A 17785-nucleotide genomic window follows, 5' to 3' on the forward strand; every position below is an offset into this window, starting at 1 on the left:
GGTTCCGGAAAGCTTTCAGCTTTGGGCCAGTTATTAAAACCCCTTTTGATTTGTTAAAACACCTTGCGGTCTGGCAACTGCAAGGGTTAAACAAGAAATCAAAAGGGGGTCCCAATGGGGGACGAAAAGAGCTTAGCGCACACCCGATGGAACTGTAAATATCACATAGTTTTTGCGCCCAAATACCGAAGACAAGCATTCTACGGGGAGAAACGTAGGGCGATAGGCAGCATCTTAAGAAAGCTGTGTGAGTGGAAAAACGTGCGGATCCTGGAAGCGGAATGCTGTGCAGATCATATCCATATGCTTGTGGAAATCCCGCCCAAAATGAGCGTATCCGGTTTTATGGGTTATCTGAAAGGTAAAAGCAGTCTGATGTTGTATGAGCAGTTTGGTGATATGAAGTTTAAATACAGGAACAGGGAGTTCTGGTGTCGTGGGTATTACGTAGATACGGTGGGTAAGAACACAGCAAGGATACAGGAATACATAAAGCACCAGCTTGCAGAGGATAAAATGGGCGAGCAGTTATCGATCCCTTATCCGGGTAGCCCGTTTACGGGCCGTAAGTAACGAAGTCTGATGCAAATGTCAGATCGTATGCGCCTGTTAGGGCGCGGCTGGTAACAGAGCCTTATAGGCGCATCAGAAAAACCTCCGGCTATGCCGGAGGATATTTATTATTTACCTGCAAAACGCTTTCCTGGCGCTCATACTATTAAACTCATTTAAATAGCACTGGAGAACAAATTTTTATCTTTGCCATTACAATTTTATTTTTTGATAAAAATTCCCATGGCTGTCAATATTTCTTTATTTAACTCTATTCGGGTATGAGAACTAACTATAATTGAGTGGTGTTTGTATCTTATTGATTATCAGATGGGAAATAATCATTTTAACAATAAGAAAAATATCGGAAATTTTTATAAAGAAGAAGCGTTTTAAGATTTTTTACTCTAATTTTAAATCCATTTTTATCAGCGTGTTATGACAGTTGATTATTCTGAGCATTAGTAATGTCCAAAAAAGAACATTTTCTCCGATTGATGTTTTTTTACCTTTCTGTTTTTCTGTTGGCAACATGCTTGAGAAATAAAACTCAAAGCATGATTCCTTATTATGTGTGTTACTTACTATTAGTTGATGATGAAAATGGTTATTAAAATGCTAAGTTTAAAAACAGGTTTAGTGGCTGTTACATTATGTTTTGCTATGACAGTTTATGCAGGAGAAAGCGTAGTCACCGGCGGTTATGTACATACCCGGACAGATGGACAGAACCTTAATGGTTTTAACGCTAAATATGGTTATACCCCAGATGAGAGTGATTTTGGTGTTATGACATCCTTAACCATTTCAGCAAATGACGATAATGATATAGATCGTGGTTATGGTTCTGCATTAGTCGGCGCAAGTTATAAAGTAAATGATGTGGTAAAACCTTATGTAATGGCGGGTATTGGGAGAGGTGCGATCAAAGCTAATGGTGAAACTGACACTTCTACAGGTTTTACCTATGGCGCTGGTATTCAGTTTATCCCCATTGCAGGTTTCACTGTTGATGCAGGCTATGAAGGTTCTAAGGTCTTTGGCGCACAAGCTAATAGTATTGTAGTCGGCGCCGGCTGGACATTCTAAGGTTATTTATATGAATAAATTAATGATAATATTGGTTGCGTTTTCTGCTGTTTCATTGATGTCTGGTTGTGTATCAGAAGAACAACGCTTAGCAAAGTGCGAAGCGAAGGGAATTAGCCGTGATGTTTGTTATCACGAAGAAAAAGAATATTGGAATAATTACAGTGCTAATATGAGTCGACTGCAGGCAGCTAATACACAAGCGGATGCTTTCAAAGAGGCTATGAGTGATCACAAGAAACATAAGCATCATGATGACGATTAATATTTAAGAACACGCAGATACGGTCTTGAGTGCTTATGTTCTTAATATTTTAATCATCTATTAATTATTCAAATGGTTTTGCTCAGGCATCACTCTCAAAAGCGTATTATCCTTCTGTATATAGTGATGAAATAATGCAGCGCCAGCATGGGCTGCAATCAGAAAGTAACAGATATCGGCGAACTGACTTCCCCCAAAGCCAGAGTTTTTTTTGATAACCATGGCCTTACTTTGGTTTGAGAAAAACGCTTCGTCTGCTGTGTGCAATTATTTTTTTGCTGAAAGTTTGTACGGAAATACATGTAGAGCGTTGGCTGCGATGGGATAAACGCCCAGGCCTTCTGTTCTGGCTTTGATTTCCTCGAAAGAGAGTGAAGGGGAGGGTTCTCGTCCGCCCCACAGATTAATGCCTTCAGGAACATCGTCCCGGCTGTACTCCTCGGCGATCTCGATGGTTCCGCCACTATTCAATTCGATGACAACGCTTTTTCCGTCAACAGGAATCAGGTTTCCGTCATTGTCAGTGATAAAGATTTTCATTTGATTACCTCTTATTAGTGCATTCCTATGATAGCAAAATTGGATGAGGTGCAACGCCGGTTTTGTACTGCAAATTTCAGTAATGATTTTATCAATAAATTAGTAAGTTACGTTGTTATTGAGGAAATGTGACTGGGCGCATGGCGGCTTTTGTTTCTGTCTACCATGCTCTGTAGATATAAATTAGAACACGTCAATGCTCATCGCAACGACCGATCGGCTTTCACCACAGGATATGAGAATGCGCAAAGCACTTTTACCGGTAACTGCTGCGGTGTGTCTTTTTTTAATCGGTGTTTTTATTCTTAATATGCAGCTTTGGTATTCATCTTCGATGGAAAACCTCGGGGGGGCCAGATATGCCGCGAAAAATATGGATAACATACTTGATGAAGCTTTCCAGGCAACCCGTACCGCTATGAACATCGCTGAAAAAAAATGCGATTTGGAGGGGCAATACCAACTTGGAACCGAAGCTGCGCTCCGACCCCATTTGCGAACGCTGATCATTATTCGACAGGGGAAGGTTTGGTGTACATCTTTGCCGGGTAATCGGATATTACTTAAGCATATTCCCGTTATAGCTGATACTAATTTACAACTGACTCCCGCAAGCAATACCGAGAATGAAATACCTGTTCTGCTGTATCAAACACGTTTTCACACAGGCCGTATCATCGTCACCATAAGTGGCGTGCATATCCGAGGGGCAATGAATGTCCCGTTAGCGGGAGTAACGTACTCGTTGCTTGTGGGTGACGCAGCACTCGGTTTATTGGGCGATGTAAAAACCGTTACAACAAGCGCACGTGCGTCTGGTCAAGTTAATTCCGCAAAGTATCCGTTCAGTATTATTTATAATAAACCGCCACTGTTTAGTGCAAAAAGACTGGTTACACAGGGTTCAGGGATTCTGGTTTTTATCCTGTTAATGTCTTTTGCAGCCGCTTATGCCATTGATAAGTATCTGAACAAGAACGATACCCCTGAAGAAACGTTGCGCAGGGCGATAGTAAAAGGAGAGATCGTGCCTTTTTATCAACCTATCGTAAATGGTCGCGAGGGGACGTTACGCGGTGTTGAAGTGCTGGCCCGATGGAAACATCCTAAGGCCGGATATATCTCTCCTGCTTCCTTCATTCCCGTCGCTGAAAAATCAGGCCTGATAGTGCCACTAACTCAAAGCCTGATGAGGCAGGTCGCGGAAAACATGAACGCCATTGCCAGCAAACTGCCATCCGGCTTCCATGTCGGCATTAACTTCAGCGCATCCCATATCACATCCCCTACATTCGTGCAGGAGTGCCTGCATTACAGGGATAGTTTTAACCGCGATGACCTCAATCTGGTAATCGAAGTTACTGAGCGCGAGCCGTTAGATGTGGATGAAGATCCTGTGCAGAGGCTCAATATCCTGCATGAGAATGGCTTTGTGATTGCGCTGGATGATTTTGGTACGGGCTATTCTGGGCTTTCTTATTTGCATGACCTGCACATTGATTACATTAAAATCGATCAGAGCTTTGTGGGAAGGGTAAATGAGCTTCCCGATTCAACCCGAATTTTAGATTGTGTCCTCGATCTGGCTCGTAAACTATCTTTAAGCATCGTTGCCGAAGGGGTTGAAACAAAGGCTCAGCTTGATTATCTCAACAAAAACAACATTGTTTTCCTGCAAGGGTACTATTTCTATAAACCAGTAACCTTCACTGAGTTCGTCATGATTCTGCTGTCAAAGCCTAAAGTGAAGGTTTTTGTCGAATAAATACAAGATAACCTAATTGATGAAAAGTGAGCATGAAATCTGCTTCGGTAGCAAAAATCCGACGATTATCTTTATCGTGAGGCAAATCTCGGATTCTGTTATTTAAAATCTATACCCTTATCGATGTGGTGGTTATTTGTGTTTTCATATACAGCAACTGGATAATGGTATGGCAGATATAACATTCGCGATGGAGCGTGATTCAAGTCACAAAGCGGCGAAAAATAAGTTGGATGTGCGAAGCAAAGCAAAGAACACAAATCGCAATCAGCTTGCGATTGCCGCAGTCCTGTTTTTAGGCGGTATCGTCGGGATTATTGTTTTGGCATTATATCTAATGGTGCAGGAAGGGGTATTTCTGTATTAATTGTTTAAATATTCTTATATGTTAAAATAAGATGATGATTATATCTTGTGTCTTCTCTCAATAATATTCTGCTGGTCGGGGTATTAGTGTGCCCCGACCAACAGGATCTTATAAAATTAGAACTGATAATTTAAAGACACCCAGTAGTTACGACCAGGGTTTACGTATCCGGTAGTGGATTGTGCAGTCTGATAATAATCACCTGCGTAGGTACTATTACGCCCCACCTGGTACAATTTGACCTCACTAAAGTCTTTATCCAGCACGTTATTAACCGCCGTATTAAGCGTCAGATCTTTAGTCAGCTTATAAGACATCCCCATATCGACAACGGTCCAGGCTTTTAAATCAGCGCCTTTATCGTCATAGACGGCCTTTTGTACCGCGCTAAGGTTGTCGTAATTTTCGGTAAAGCGTGGGGCTTTGCCGCGATAACGTGCGCTGAGCCAGGCGTTCATATCTTCCGTTGCCTGCCAGTTCAGACGGGCGTTAGCCATATGTTTGGGGGTGTAACTTAATGGCGCGCCTTTATTGTCACCATCTTTTTGCTTGCTCTGAGTGTAGGTGTAGTTGAGAGATAGGGTCAGCACATCCGACCATAGAGGGAAGGTGCTGGCAAATTCAACGCCATCGGTCCTCGCCTTGCCGCTGTTGGTATAGCTGTTGGTATTATCATCGATAGAATATGAGACAATTTTATTTTTGTATTCGGTATAGAAGCCGGTAATGTTGGCGTTAAGCCCGGCGTCGTTCTCGTAATACAGCCCGGTTTCGTAGCTGATACTTTCCTCAGGTTTGAGGTCCGGGTTACCGACCGTATTCACCGTTCCCTGTGCGGTTACACCGCTGATCCCGTTATGCAACTGGCTTAGTGATGGTGCTTTATAACCTGTCGTTACGCCGCCTTTGAGCGTCCAGGCGTCGGAAACGTCCCAGACCATATAGGCACGCGGGCTGAGATGACCGCCAAAGACATCGTTATGCTCATAGCGTGTTCCTGCGGTTAAGGCCAGCGAGTCGAGAATATGCCATTCATCTTCCGCATAAGCTGCCCACGTTTTTTGATGGAACGTCTCGCCGGTATTGGCCAGTACCACACCATCTTTCATCCGTGCATCCCAGTATTCTCCGCCAAGGGTTAAGAGGTGTGAATCACCTAATGGCGTCAGCAGCACTGAGTCAAGAATGACGTTGGTGTTCTTCAGTTCACGCGCGTCACCGGCCCGGCCTGCGTTCTCTGGTGTGAGTGCGGAAGATACCAATTGCCGGCCTTTGTTTTCGGTTTCATTCCAGCCGAGGGAGGATTTCCAGGTGCCGAACGTTAAGGCTGTATCGTGGCCGAGGGTCACTTTGTTACGCTCATAGCGTAGCGTTTTATCATACCCCCCTGTCAGGTTGCCCAACTGCCCGTCATCGTTGTCATAGCGCTGTCTGGCGGAGTCGAGATCTAACCACAGCGTATTGTTCTCATTGGTTTTCCAGTCGAGGCGCGTGCCAATATTATAGTTTTCCGATTCGGTAGGATAAGGTACGCGGGTGGAGGAGGTATCGCTGAGGGAGGTGACGCTGGAACCCTGACGCTGGGTTGTGCTCCCCCGAACCTGCATATCCAGTACGCCCGCAATCAACGGGCCGCTTGACCAGAAGTTGGCGACCGTACTGTTACCCCATTTATTACTCTCTTGCAGGTTAACGCCGGTATTGATGGAAGTACTCCATTTATCGGTGCTTTTTTTGGTGATGATATTCACCACGCCACCGATTGCGTCGGACCCATAAAGCGTCGACATCGGGCCGCGGATCACCTCAATATGATCGATTGCCGCCAGCGGGGGCATAAAGCTGGTATTCATGGCAGAGAAACCGTTTGGCGTTACGTCGCTGCTGCCGTTTTGACGAATACCGTCAATCAGGATCAAGGTATAGCTGGCAGGCATGCCACGGATGCTGATCTCCAGACCGCCGGTTTTACCGGTGCTGCTTTCAACATCTACCCCTTCAACAGAACGCAGGGCTTCACCTAAGTCATTATATTTATTGGTTTGTAACTCTTGCTGCGAAATAACAGAGACGCTGGCGGCGGCATTGGTGATTTTCTTTTCATAACCGGAAGCGGTTACCACCATGACATCTTCAGCAAATACCAGGGGGCTGGAAAATCCTAAACAGGACAGAACGACAGAGGCAACAGGTTTTAAACGCATAGTCAAACTTCCTTTGTTAAAAATTCAAAGGCAGTAAGATAATTGATGGAAATGATAATACAAATAATTATCATTACAAATTTACATAACTTGTCACTTCTGGTGTTTTTCTTGAATAAATATACATAAATTGTCATGAATTTTAGATAAGGAATTAGCAGGAAGGGCCAATAGTCCGCATAGGAAATTATTAGTTCGGGATTAATATTCCTGTGAATAAATGGCGAGGGATTAATCTATTTTCTGAGATTCACATCGTACTCATAACGGAGTATCAGAAAAAAGTATGATAATTTTAGAAAATCGTCATACTTTTCTGCGCCGCATCATTTTTTTCATCATTTCTGTCCGCCATAATCCCTTCCCCAGGAGACTGCTTAACGACGGTAAATCGTTATGCAGCATAAAAATAACGTAAATCTGGATAACATAATGATCAAAGGCAAGCTGGCACTGCTTACGTGCGCATTGACTCTCGCATTAACCTCACCACTTCTTGCCGCGCAAAATGCGAACGAAGGGCAGACGTTAAAACTGGCAATTGGCCCAGAACCAACGGAAGGGTTTGACCCGATGCTGGGCTGGAGTCATGGCAGCTATTTGCTTTTGCATGCACCATTATTAAAACAAAATGCAGATATGAGCTGGGGAAACCTGCTGACGGAAAAAGTAGAGACCAGCGCAGACGGCAAAACCTGGACGTTGACGTTAAAACCTGACCTTAAATTCTCTGATGGTTCCCCGCTAACCGCTGAAGATGTGGTGTTCACCTATAACAAAGCAGCAAAAAGCGGCGGCAAAATCGACATGGGAAACTTCACCCATGCCAGCCTGAAAGATAATCGCACGGTAGAAATTACGCTAAATAGCCCACAGAGCACCTTTGTGAATGTGCTGGGTTCTTTGGGTATTGTTCCGGCGAAACGGTATGACGAAAAAACATTTGCCAAAAATCCGATTGGCGCAGGTCCTTATCGACTGGTGAGTTTTCAGCCGGGACAGCAGTTGATCGTGGAGGCTAACCCCTGGTATGCCGGTAAGAAAAATGATTTCAGTAAGCTGGTGTTTGTCTTCCTTGATGAAGATAACGCTTATGCCGCAGCGCGCAGTGGCCAACTGGGACTCGTACGTATCGCGCCGTCGATGGCGGTCGCTCCTCAGCAGACAAATTTGAAACTTTGGGTACGCGATAGCGTGGAAAACCGGGGCATTGTGTTCCCGATGGTTCCTGCAGGTAAAAAAGACGCCAATGGCTATCCGATTGGGAACGATATCACTGCCGATGTTGCCATCAGGCGCGCCATAAACTATGCCATCGACCGTAAGCAGCTTGCCGATCAGGTCATGGAAGGTCATGCGATTCCTGCATATAGCGCAGTGCAAGGGCTGCCATGGCAGGGGCAATCCGTTGCGTTCAAAGATGGTGATAGCGAAAAAGCACGTACGATTCTGGAAGAAGCCGGCTGGAAGGTAGGTAAAGATGGCGTGCGAGTGAAAGACGGCAAAGAGGCTCGACTGACTTTATGGTACGCCAGCGGTGACAGTACGCGCCGGGATTTAGCCGAAGCTGTTCGCGCAATGCTGGAGCCGGTGGGTATTCAGATCTCGCTGCAATCAGGAAGCTGGGAAACCGTTGAACGTCACATGCATGCGAACCCGACGTTATTTGGTTGGGGAAGCCTGGATCCGATGGAGCTTTTCCATCATTACAGTAATCAGGCCGCGGGCGTGGAATATTACAACCCAGGCTATTACAGCAATCCTGTTGTTGAACAGCACCTTAAACAGGCTATCGACGCCCCAGACTGGCAAAAGGCGTTGCCTTTCTGGCAACAGGTGGAGTGGGATGGTAAGCAAGGGGCTGGCGTGCAGGGCGATGCTGCCTGGGCATGGCTGCTGAATATTCAGCATACCTACCTGGCAAATCCGTGTATTGATTTAGGCAAAGGCGCACCGGAGATTCACGGTAGCTGGTCACTGCTCAATAATCTGGACGAATGGACCTGGACCTGCCGTTGATGAAGTCTGTTGTGGGCCATTTTCTACGGCTGATAGTGTTATTAGTGCTGGTTGCGGCTGGCACTTTTGTGCTGCTCAGCTTTTCTCCGGTCGATCCGATTCGTGCTTATATCGGCAACGATCTCCTGCATGTGCCGCCGGAGCAATATGCACGCATTGCTGCTCGCTGGGGATTGGACCAGCCGCTATGGGAGCGTTTTGGTCACTGGTTTGTTCGTGTATTGCAGGGCGATCTCGGCTATTCCATGTTGTTTAATGCGCCGGTTGCCAGCGTGATCAAAGAACGCTTTTCCACCTCGTTTGCGCTGCTTGGCGGCGCGTGGCTACTCTCCGGCATATTGGGAACGGCAATGGGATTTGTCGCGGGTCGCTACCTGAATCGCTGGCCGGACAAAGCAATCTGTCGCATCAGCTATCTGCTTTCTTCGCTGCCGACCTTCTGGATTGGCATGTTGCTGCTGGCGTTATTTGCCGTGCGCTGGCCGGTATTTCCGGTCTGCTGCGCGTGGGAGCCGGGCAACAGCGGCGATATGGCGACGCTGACCGAGCGTCTGCGTCATCTGGTGCTTCCCGTTTGCGCGCTCAGTTTGCTGGGGCTGGGACAAATTACGCTTCATACGCGGGAAAGCATCGCCAGCGTAATGAAAAGCGAGTTTGTCCGTTTTGCGCATTCCCAGGGAGATAAAGGCTGGTCACTGTTACGCCATCAGGTTCTGCGTCATGCAATTACGCCTGCGCTGTGTTTGCAGTTTGCCTCACTGGGAGAACTGTTGGGAGGTGCACTATTGGCCGAAAAAGTCTTTGCTTATCCAGGACTGGGGCAGGCCACCATTGATGCCGGGTTACGCGGCGATCTGCCGTTACTGATGGGGATTGTGTTGTTCAGTACCGTACTGGTATTCATTGGCAACTCGCTGTCTACCTGGCTTGTCCGTATGTTGAACCGTGCTCTGGAGCGACCTGATGCTCTATAACCCGACGCCGACGCTAATTCGTCTTTTGTTCTCTTTTAGCTGCCTGTTATTCATTGCAGTGTATGGTGCCGCAATGCTGGATAACCCGTTGAGCGTTAATCTGCTTGCCCGTCATCTTCCACCTGATGCGATGTACTGGTTTGGCACCGATAACCTCGGTCGCGATCTGTGGATCCGTTGTTTTCAAGGTGCACTAACCAGTCTGCAAATTGGTATTGGTGCGGCGTTGTGCAGCGGTTTCATTGCGTTAATGATGGCGGCGGTTTCGCGCATACATCCGCGTCTGGATGTGCTTATGCGTCTAATTACTGATGCCATGCTATCGATGCCGCATCTGCTGTTGCTTATTTTGATCTGTTTTACGCTGGGTGGTGGGAAAAACGGGGTAATCATGGCGGTTGCACTAACGCACTGGCCGCGTCTGGCGCTGATCCTGCGTGCTGAAGCGCAGCGCGTGGCCCACAGTGACTATCTGACGTTGACCTGGCGTCTGGGACACGGCCATTTTTACTGCTGGCGGCATCACTATCTACCGGCGTTATTACCCCAGTGGCTAACGGGAACATTGCTGATGTTTCCCCACGCGGTGTTGCACAGCGCGGCGTTAAGCTTCCTCGGTTTTGGACTGGCGCCGCATGAACCGTCACTGGGCCTGCTGCTGGCGGATGCGCTGCGGTTTATCAGTCATGGTGACTGGTGGTTAGTGCTGTTTCCAGGACTGATGCTGTTCAGTCTGGTGATGTTATTCGATCAGCTCGCAAGGGCGGTGCATCGTTTGTGGTTACGAGGTGACGCATGTTGAGTTTAAGGCAGGTCTCGCTGGACGTGGCGCGTTATCGCTGGTACGGCGCGAAAAACTGGTCTTCGCTGTTGCAGGATATCTCTTTCGACGTAGCGCCTGGTCAGATGGTGGCGCTAGTTGGAGGAAGTGGAGAAGGTAAAAGCCTGTTGCTGCAATGTCTACTCGATCTCTTACCAGACAATTTGCGTTTCAACGGCGTTATTACCCTGGAAGGTAAAACGCTGGGCAGTGATGATATTCGCAAATGTCGTGGCAATACCTTCAGCTACGTCCCACAAGGTATTCAGGCACTTAACCCGCTGCTCTCGATTGAAAAGCATCTGCGCAGGGCATGCCAGCTTTCTGGCCAGCAGTGGAATGCCGGAAAAATTGAACGATTGCTCCAGCGTAGCCGACTGGAAAGTCGCGTATTAGATGCTTTTCCGCGTCAGCTTTCAGGCGGTATGGCAAAACGTGTTCTGGCTTGTCATGCGTCTCTGAGTCAGGCTCGCTATATTCTGGCGGATGAAATTACCGCCTGGCTTGATGCACCTCTCGCTAATCAACTGCTTGAACAGTTGCGTGAGCAATGTGAGCAAGGGGCTGGTGTTTTGTGGGTAACGCATGACCTCACGCTGGCGGCCCGCCATGCGGATCGTATTGTCGCACTGCATCAGGGAAGGGTGTCGGATAACGTCAGCCGGGAACAGCTGTTACGCGGAGAGATTAGCGAACACCTACAACGACAATGGCGGGCGCTGCCTGAAAGAAATCAACTTTTTGGAGAGCGCGATGCTGTGCTGTCGTGATGTAACAATCCGTCAGGGGGAAAAGGTTCTGTGGCAAAATCTGACCTTTTCTCTACGCCCTGGAGAACGTATTGGGATTTGTGCGCCCAGTGGAACTGGCAAAACGACGCTGGGACGCGTGCTGGCGGGCTGGCAGAAACCAACTTCCGGTGACATTCTGATTGATGACCAACCGTTGCCGATGCACCAGTATTGTCCGGTGCAACTGGTGCCACAGCATCCAGAATTAACTTTTAACCCCCGACGCAGCACCGGTGATGCGGTGCATGATGCATGGCGACCGGATGCTGCAATGCTTACCCGTCTTCACATCAATCCAGAGTGGTTAACCCGCCGTCCCGGACAACTTTCTGGTGGTGAACTGGCGCGAATTGCTTTACTTCGCGCGCTGGACCCGCGGACACGTTTTCTTATTGCCGATGAAATTACAGCCCAGCTTGATCCTTCTATTCAACGGGATATCTGGGCGCTGCTGCTTGAAGAATCTCAGCGTCGACCATTGGGTATGCTCATTATCAGTCATCAGCAGGCGCTGCTTGATCAGATCTGCACGCGAGCGCTACTCTCTTAGGTCTCTTTCGCATTTCAGGCAAATAACTAACGTGATCGTAAAAACTATCGCTGTGGCTGCGCTAATGCACGGGGCGGGTGCTTTTGCAGCTCATGCTTCCATTCAGGTGGGTTTTTCACCGGAAGGGTCGGCTCGGGCTTTAGTGCTGGATTCAATTAAGCATGCGCAGCACAGCATCGATATGATGGCTTATTCATTTCAGTCTGCAGATATTGTTCAGGCCCTGGTAAACGCTGAAAAGAGAGGTGTAGTGGTTCGGGCTGTTATCGATAAGAAACGAAACCAGGGCAAGGTTAGCCAGAAGGCCATCGCTTTTGCTGCCGCGAATGGGGTTGATGTGCAACTGGATGGTCACTACCACATCCAGCATGACAAGGTAATGATTATTGATGGCGACACGCTGGAAACCGGTTCGTTCAACTTTGCCAAATCCGCAGAATTTGCCAACTCTGAAAATGTGTTAGTTATTCGTGACGAACCTGCCGTTGTTGCGCAGTATCAGGCCCATTTTGACAGCCGTTGGAAAATCGCGCACCAGAGCGGTTAAATGCTTCACAACGTCGTTGATTTGAATGTGATGTTATATTATAACAATTCACTCGCAAATGATTTGAGGGTGAAATTTTGGCTATTCGTTTTAAGAAACTAACAATCGCTCTGGGGATGCTTTTAGTCAGTAGTTCGGTTCTGGCGCATGGTCATCATTCCCATGGTGCGCCAATGAGTGAAGCAGAACAAAAGGCGTCGGAAGGGGTATTTGATGACAACCAGGTGCAGAACAGGGCGCTGACCGACTGGGATGGCATGTGGCAATCTGTTTATCCGTATCTGGTCAGCGGCGAACTTGATCCAGTATTCAAAAAGAAAGCGGAGAAAGATAAAAGCAAAACGGCAGAACAAATCAAAGCGTATTACCGTACAGGCTATGCAACCAACGTAGACACTATCGGTATTGAAAATGGCGTGATGGAGTTTCATACTGGGAATCAGGTTGCATCATGTAAATACGACTACGCCGGATATAAGATCCTGAATTATAAATCAGGCAAGAAAGGTGTACGGTATCTGTTTGAGTGTAAAGCTGCTGACAGCAAAGCGCCTAAATATGTGCAATTTAGCGATCATATTATCGCGCCGCGTAAATCGAGCCACTTCCATATCTTTATGGGAAATACCTCGCAGGCAGCCTTGCTTGAAGAGATGGAAAACTGGCCTACCTACTACCCTTATCAGTTGAAGGGAGAAGAGGTTGTGGATGAGATGCTGCACCATTAATCCGGACTAACCTTATCTGTACACACCCGTCACCAGTGGCGGGTTTTTTAATTCATAACCTTCTCTTTCCATCACCCGATGCATTCGTTAGCATATTGTATCGCAGCAAGTGCATGTGTTTTTTCAGGAAGAGGTTAACGTGTTCGCAGAGTATGGAGTTCTGAATTACTGGACGTATCTGGTGGGAGCCATTTTTATCGTGTTGGTACCGGGGCCAAATACGATATTTGTGTTGAAGAACAGCGTCGGTCGGGGAGTGAAGGGTGGTTATCTCGCCGCAAGCGGTGTGTTTATCGGTGATGCCGTGTTGATGTTTTTGGCCTATGCTGGTGTTGCCGCATTGATCAAAACAACGCCCGTTTTGTTCAACATCGTTCGCTATCTTGGCGCGTTTTATCTGCTGTACCTCGGTGCGAAGATCCTGTATGCGACACTGAAATCGAAAGCAAGCGACGCCGCACCTGAGGAAGTCCCGTTTGGCGCTATTTTTAAGCGTGCATTAATTCTGAGCCTGACGAATCCCAAAGCTATTTTGTTTTATGTTTCGTTCTTTGTGCAGTTTATTGATGTCAATGCACCGCACTCAGGGCTGTCATTCTTTATTTTGGCCATTACGCTTGAAGTAGTGAGCTTTTTCTATCTGAGCTTCCTTATTTTCTCCGGCGCGTTCGTGACGCAGTATATTCGCACGAAGAAAAAACTGGCTAAAGTGGGTAATTCCCTAATCGGCCTGATTTTCGTTGGTTTTGCCGCTCGTCTGGCCACGCTTCAGTCGTGATGCCATTGGCCCGCTGGTTGCGGCGGGCCTTCAATATGACGCTTTGCTTTTCAGTTGTAATTGTAGGGTTATAACCAATAAATGGTATTTTAAATGTATATTTTGAGGCGTACCCTGTGTACAGCAGCGATTCAATAAGACTCGCTGGTTGTCGACTGGAAAAGGGAAGAAAAATGCTTCAAATTCCACAGAATCATATCCATACACGCTCTACACCATTCTGGAACAAAGAAACTGCGCCTGCCGGAATTTTCGAACGCCACCTTGATAAAGGAACTCGTGCCGGGGTTTATCCACGACTTTCTGTTATGCAGGGGGCGGTCAAATATCTCGGATACGCCGATGAACACAGTCCGGAGCCAGTAGAGGTGATGGTTATTGAAGCCGGTCAGTTTGGCGTTTTTCCGCCGGAAAAATGGCATAACATCGAAGTGATGACCGACGACACTTACTTTAATATCGATTTTTTCGTTGCCCCGGAAGTTCTGATGGAGAGTGCAAATCAACGAAAAGTCGTGCGCACCGGCAAGGAGTAAATCATGGGCAAAGCAACCTATACCGTAACCGTGACCAATAACAGTAACGGCGTTTCTGTTGATTATGAAACAGAAGCGCCGATGACATTACTGGTGCCGGATGTGGCAGCAGAAGTGGTCAAAGACTTGGTCAATACCGTTCGTTCGTACGATACCGAGAATGAGCATGAAGTCTGCGGATGGTAGGCGTTAAATACTCTTACTGATTGAATACACAGAATTTTAATGTACTAACCGCACAGCGTTTTGACGGCGCCGTGCGGTTTTTTTATTTGTGTTGAACGTAGTGATGTCCGAAAAAGATTCCTTAAGAATACCTTAAGAAATCCGCATTGAATGCTAATTGTCGATCATTCACAGGCGTTATGATCGCAAAAAAGTAACAATACAGAACATCGCGCTTATGAAACTGAATACCCAAATTACATTCCCCACACTTATTCTAGGACTGGTCATTGTGGCGATTCCGTTCACCGCGAACTGGAATCTTCCGCTGCTTAACGGCACTGTCGTCAGATGGATCGAAAATGGGCAGGCGCTATGGCTACTGTTTGGTGCGGTATTTACCCTTGGCTATATCCGGCCTTTATCACGCCCTGAAGGAGAGAAGCAATTTTGGCTTTGGGCAGCCGTGTGGTGGTTGGTATTGCTGGGGAGAAGCACCAGTTGGGGCCGTGACTATTTCCCTGAGCATCCTAAACTCCTTTTCAGAGCCATCTCCGTCGTATTAATTGCCATGATTATTCTGCCGGTGCTGTTGTCGAAGCGTTTACGCCTGGATATTGTCCGACGCCTACGTAATGAACCGTTACCTGTCTGGATGCTGGCGATTACCGCCTGCGCATTTTTGATTTCCGATACGGTAGAGCATCATCGTCTGCTGGCTCCCATCTTCCTGCACAATGCCCATTATGGCGATCTGATTGAAGAACTGTATGAACTACCGTTTATGGCGGGATTGTTCCTGATGAACCTTGGCTTTATGCAGCGGGATAAGCAGGAGGAAACTGCCTCCATCCGCTTCAGCGAACCTCACCTGGTAAAGTAATGAGATAAGACCTGAGTCTGGGTAACCAGACTCAGGTCGCGATGGTGGGGAATTACGCAATGGCCTCACATAAGCGTGATTTCATGTCGCTATACGATTGAGCGGCATACTTTTCAGCCCATCTCTGATCGCTAATGTGCTCGATATTTACGGCACAATATTTGGTTTCCGGCGTTTTCGAGATTGGATCGAGGTTATCCTGGGTCAACTCGTTGCATGCACCAATCCACCATTGATAGGTCATATACACCGTTCCGGAATTGATACGCTCGGATACATCCGCACGGCTGATGACCTTACCCCGACGCGAGCTGACCCACACCAGATCACGATGACGGATACCCAGTTTTTCGGCATCATGGGTATTGATTTGCACATATCCTGGTTCATCAGCCAACGCTTGTAACGCTGCGCAGTTACCGGTCATCGAGCGACAGGAGTAATGCCCAACTTCACGCACGGTACACAACACCAGCGGATAATTGTCATCCGGAACTTCTGCGGGCGCTCGCCACGGTGCGGCAAACAGTTTGCCTTTGCCGTTGACGGTATCAAACTGGCTGTGCGCGTAAAGGTACGGCGTACCAGGACTATCGAGATCGGGGCACGGCCACTGAACATGCCCCATTTCCCCCATTTTCTCATAGGTCACGCCGTAGAACAGCGGGCACAGCTCGCGCATCTCATCCCAGATTTGCTGGTTATTTTGATACTGCATCGGATAGCCCATTTCGCTGGCCAGCAGGCTGATAATCTCCCAGTCACGCTTTACGTCAGCGGTGGGCTCAATCGCTTTCTCAAAACGCTGGAAGCCACGATCGGCGCAGGTAAAGACACCGCCATGTTCGCCCCATGAGGTGGCCGGCAGGAGGACGTCGGCCATTTCCGCTGTCTTAGTCATGAAGATATCCTGCACGACGATAAAATCGAGCGCGTTAAACCCTTCGCGAACCAGGCCCAGGTCCGCCTCGGTTTGCAGCGGATCTTCTCCCATGATGTAGTAGGCTTTTATTTTGCCTTCGATAGCAAGGTGAGGAACTTCGGTGATGCGCGTTCCAACCTTGTCATCCATCTGATTAACGTCAATGCCCCATGCGCTGGCGAATTTTTCCCTGACGGCGGAATCGGTCACGTCCTGATACCCTGGGAACTGGTTAGGCAGTACCCCCATATCGCACGCACCCTGCACGTTATTTTGCCCGCGCACCGGACCAACGCCGACGTTAGGGCGACCCAGATTCCCGGTCAACAACGCCAGGCTCGACAAACCGCGAACCACATCAACGGCCTGACCAAACTGGGTGACGCCCATCCCCCACATTACGGTTGCCGATGGTGCTGCGGCAAATGTACGCATTGCCTGACGAACCTGCTGTGCGGGAACGCCGGTCAAATGTTCAACGGCTTCAGGCGCATAGTCCTTAACGGTTTCCCAGTATGTTTCCAGCCCTTCCGCATGCTTTTGCACATACTCGCGATCGTAGAGTTGCTCTTCGATAAGAACATGGCCGAAGGCATTAACCAGCGCCATGTTGCAACCGTTTTTCAACTGCAAATGTTGGTCAGCAATACGGGCGGTTTCAATACGACGTGGGTCGCAGACAATGATTTTTGCGCCGTTCTGGCGAGCTTTAATTACCCGGCGGGCTACGATTGGGTGTGAGTCGGCGCAGTTATAACCAAAGATCAGCAGGCATTTTGAGTTTTCAATGTCGCTGATGGAATTGCTCATGGCGCCATTGCCTAACGTTTCTTGTAACCCGGCAACGGAAGGACCGTGACAGACGCGGGCGCAACAATCGACATTATTGGTATGAAGTACGCCACGTGCGAATTTTTGCATCACGTAGTTAGTTTCATTTCCGGTTCCCCGGGAGGAGCCGGTGGTCATGATGGCGCGAGGACCATAGGCTTTTTTGATTTCAGACAGGCGTTTTGCGGTGTAACGAATGGCTTCATCCCAGCTAACGGGCGTGAATTTGCCACCTTTTTCATAACGGATCATCGGGCGAGTCAGACGGGGAGTCAGAAGGCGAGTGTCGTTAAGAAAGTCCCAACCATAATAGCCTTTCAGGCATAACTGATTTTGGTTCGTTACACCCTCTGCGGCTTCGGCGCGGATGATTTTGTTATTTTCGACAACAAGCTTGAGCTTGCACCCGGCCCCACAGTATGGGCAAACACTGGTGATTTTTTTCATCAATAACAGACC

At 47.9% G+C, this 17785-nt stretch carries 19 protein-coding genes and 1 pseudogene; 16 read left to right on the forward strand and 4 right to left on the reverse strand.

Annotation, left to right across the window (positions count from 1 at the left end):
• Positions 1-114 precede the first annotated feature (114 nt).
• From tnpA to OGY68_RS16105, 3 genes are all read left to right on the forward strand, one after another.
• Entirely contained in the window at positions 115-573 is a 459-nt protein-coding gene (tnpA, locus tag OGY68_RS16095) for an IS200/IS605 family transposase (RefSeq protein WP_057069660.1), read from the forward strand.
• A 582-nt stretch (positions 574-1155) separates the two neighbouring features.
• Entirely contained in the window at positions 1156-1641 is a 486-nt protein-coding gene (locus OGY68_RS16100; RefSeq protein ID WP_032941869.1) for an outer membrane beta-barrel protein, read from the forward strand.
• A 10-nt stretch (positions 1642-1651) separates the two neighbouring features.
• Positions 1652-1906, forward strand: coding sequence for a hypothetical protein (locus OGY68_RS16105; RefSeq protein WP_003832408.1), 255 nt, complete (start codon positions 1652-1654; stop codon positions 1904-1906).
• 60 nt (positions 1907-1966) lie between these two features.
• Here the strand turns inward: OGY68_RS16105 and OGY68_RS16110 are convergent.
• Together OGY68_RS16110 and OGY68_RS16115 are read right to left on the reverse strand one after the other, a co-directional pair.
• Positions 1967-2089 (reverse strand): annotated as a pseudogene (locus tag OGY68_RS16110) (cytochrome b); the annotation flags it as partial.
• An 84-nt stretch (positions 2090-2173) separates the two neighbouring features.
• Positions 2174-2446 carry a hypothetical protein gene (locus tag OGY68_RS16115; protein ID WP_008784497.1) on the reverse strand — a complete coding sequence of 91 codons (273 nt, stop codon included), beginning with the start codon at positions 2444-2446 and terminating at the stop codon, positions 2174-2176.
• 241 nt (positions 2447-2687) lie between these two features.
• Here OGY68_RS16115 and pdeG point away from each other — a divergent pair, with 241 nt between their 5' ends.
• Positions 2688-4211, forward strand: coding sequence for a cyclic di-3',5'-guanosine monophosphate phosphodiesterase PdeG (gene pdeG, locus OGY68_RS16120; protein ID WP_057069231.1), 1524 nt, complete (start codon positions 2688-2690; stop codon positions 4209-4211).
• A 169-nt stretch (positions 4212-4380) separates the two neighbouring features.
• A complete protein-coding gene (locus tag OGY68_RS16125; protein ID WP_003832412.1) occupies positions 4381-4578 on the forward strand; it encodes a hypothetical protein in 198 nt (65 codons plus the stop codon).
• Between the two features lie 116 nt (positions 4579-4694).
• On the opposite strand, the gene OGY68_RS16130 is transcribed toward OGY68_RS16125, so the two are convergent.
• Positions 4695-6782 carry a TonB-dependent receptor gene (locus OGY68_RS16130; protein ID WP_003832414.1) on the reverse strand — a complete coding sequence of 696 codons (2088 nt, stop codon included), beginning with the start codon at positions 6780-6782 and terminating at the stop codon, positions 4695-4697.
• 396 nt (positions 6783-7178) lie between these two features.
• Here OGY68_RS16130 and OGY68_RS16135 point away from each other — a divergent pair, with 396 nt between their 5' ends.
• The 11 genes from OGY68_RS16135 to OGY68_RS16185 all read left to right on the forward strand — a co-directional run bounded on the left by OGY68_RS16135 (position 7179) and on the right by OGY68_RS16185 (position 15573).
• Positions 7179-8801: an ABC transporter substrate-binding protein gene (locus OGY68_RS16135; RefSeq protein WP_057068592.1), complete on the forward strand. Its 1623-nt coding sequence runs from the start codon at positions 7179-7181 to the stop codon at positions 8799-8801.
• The gene (locus tag OGY68_RS16140) at positions 8801-9775 is read left to right on the forward strand and encodes an ABC transporter permease (RefSeq protein ID WP_032944402.1); all 975 of its coding nucleotides are present in this window, start codon (positions 8801-8803) and stop codon (positions 9773-9775) included. Before OGY68_RS16135 ends, OGY68_RS16140 begins: the two co-directional genes overlap by 1 nt.
• Positions 9765-10577, forward strand: a complete 813-nt coding sequence (locus OGY68_RS16145) for an ABC transporter permease (protein ID WP_008784503.1) — start codon at positions 9765-9767, stop codon at positions 10575-10577. Before OGY68_RS16140 ends, OGY68_RS16145 begins: the two co-directional genes overlap by 11 nt.
• The gene (locus OGY68_RS16150) at positions 10571-11365 is read left to right on the forward strand and encodes an ATP-binding cassette domain-containing protein (protein ID WP_032943092.1); all 795 of its coding nucleotides are present in this window, start codon (positions 10571-10573) and stop codon (positions 11363-11365) included. Before OGY68_RS16145 ends, OGY68_RS16150 begins: the two co-directional genes overlap by 7 nt.
• Complete coding sequence (locus tag OGY68_RS16155; RefSeq protein ID WP_008784505.1) at positions 11349-11936, forward strand: ATP-binding cassette domain-containing protein; 588 nt, start codon at positions 11349-11351, stop codon at positions 11934-11936. Before OGY68_RS16150 ends, OGY68_RS16155 begins: the two co-directional genes overlap by 17 nt.
• Before the next feature lie 31 nt (positions 11937-11967).
• Positions 11968-12483, forward strand: a complete 516-nt coding sequence (locus tag OGY68_RS16160) for a phospholipase D family nuclease (RefSeq protein WP_286617258.1) — start codon at positions 11968-11970, stop codon at positions 12481-12483.
• 77 nt (positions 12484-12560) lie between these two features.
• Positions 12561-13211 carry a metal-binding protein ZinT gene (gene zinT, locus OGY68_RS16165; RefSeq protein WP_003832427.1) on the forward strand — a complete coding sequence of 217 codons (651 nt, stop codon included), beginning with the start codon at positions 12561-12563 and terminating at the stop codon, positions 13209-13211.
• A 139-nt stretch (positions 13212-13350) separates the two neighbouring features.
• Positions 13351-13989: a leucine efflux protein LeuE gene (leuE, locus tag OGY68_RS16170; protein WP_003832429.1), complete on the forward strand. Its 639-nt coding sequence runs from the start codon at positions 13351-13353 to the stop codon at positions 13987-13989.
• Between the two features lie 173 nt (positions 13990-14162).
• Positions 14163-14525 carry a DUF1971 domain-containing protein YeaR gene (gene yeaR / locus OGY68_RS16175; protein ID WP_003030735.1) on the forward strand — a complete coding sequence of 121 codons (363 nt, stop codon included), beginning with the start codon at positions 14163-14165 and terminating at the stop codon, positions 14523-14525.
• 3 nt (positions 14526-14528) lie between these two features.
• Positions 14529-14711 (forward strand): DUF1869 domain-containing protein, encoded by a 183-nt coding sequence (locus tag OGY68_RS16180; protein WP_003832433.1) that lies wholly within the window; start codon positions 14529-14531, stop codon positions 14709-14711.
• Positions 14712-14928: 217 nt separating this feature from the next.
• The gene (locus OGY68_RS16185; RefSeq protein WP_008784508.1) at positions 14929-15573 is read left to right on the forward strand and encodes a hypothetical protein; all 645 of its coding nucleotides are present in this window, start codon (positions 14929-14931) and stop codon (positions 15571-15573) included.
• A 52-nt stretch (positions 15574-15625) separates the two neighbouring features.
• Here the strand turns inward: OGY68_RS16185 and fdhF are convergent, their stop codons facing one another.
• Complete coding sequence (gene fdhF / locus OGY68_RS16190) at positions 15626-17773, reverse strand: formate dehydrogenase subunit alpha (RefSeq protein ID WP_057068587.1); 2148 nt, start codon at positions 17771-17773, stop codon at positions 15626-15628.
• Positions 17774-17785 lie beyond the last annotated feature (12 nt).

Source organism: Citrobacter sp. Cpo065 (genome assembly GCF_030332805.1).
Lineage (GTDB): Bacteria > Pseudomonadota > Gammaproteobacteria > Enterobacterales > Enterobacteriaceae > Citrobacter > Citrobacter portucalensis.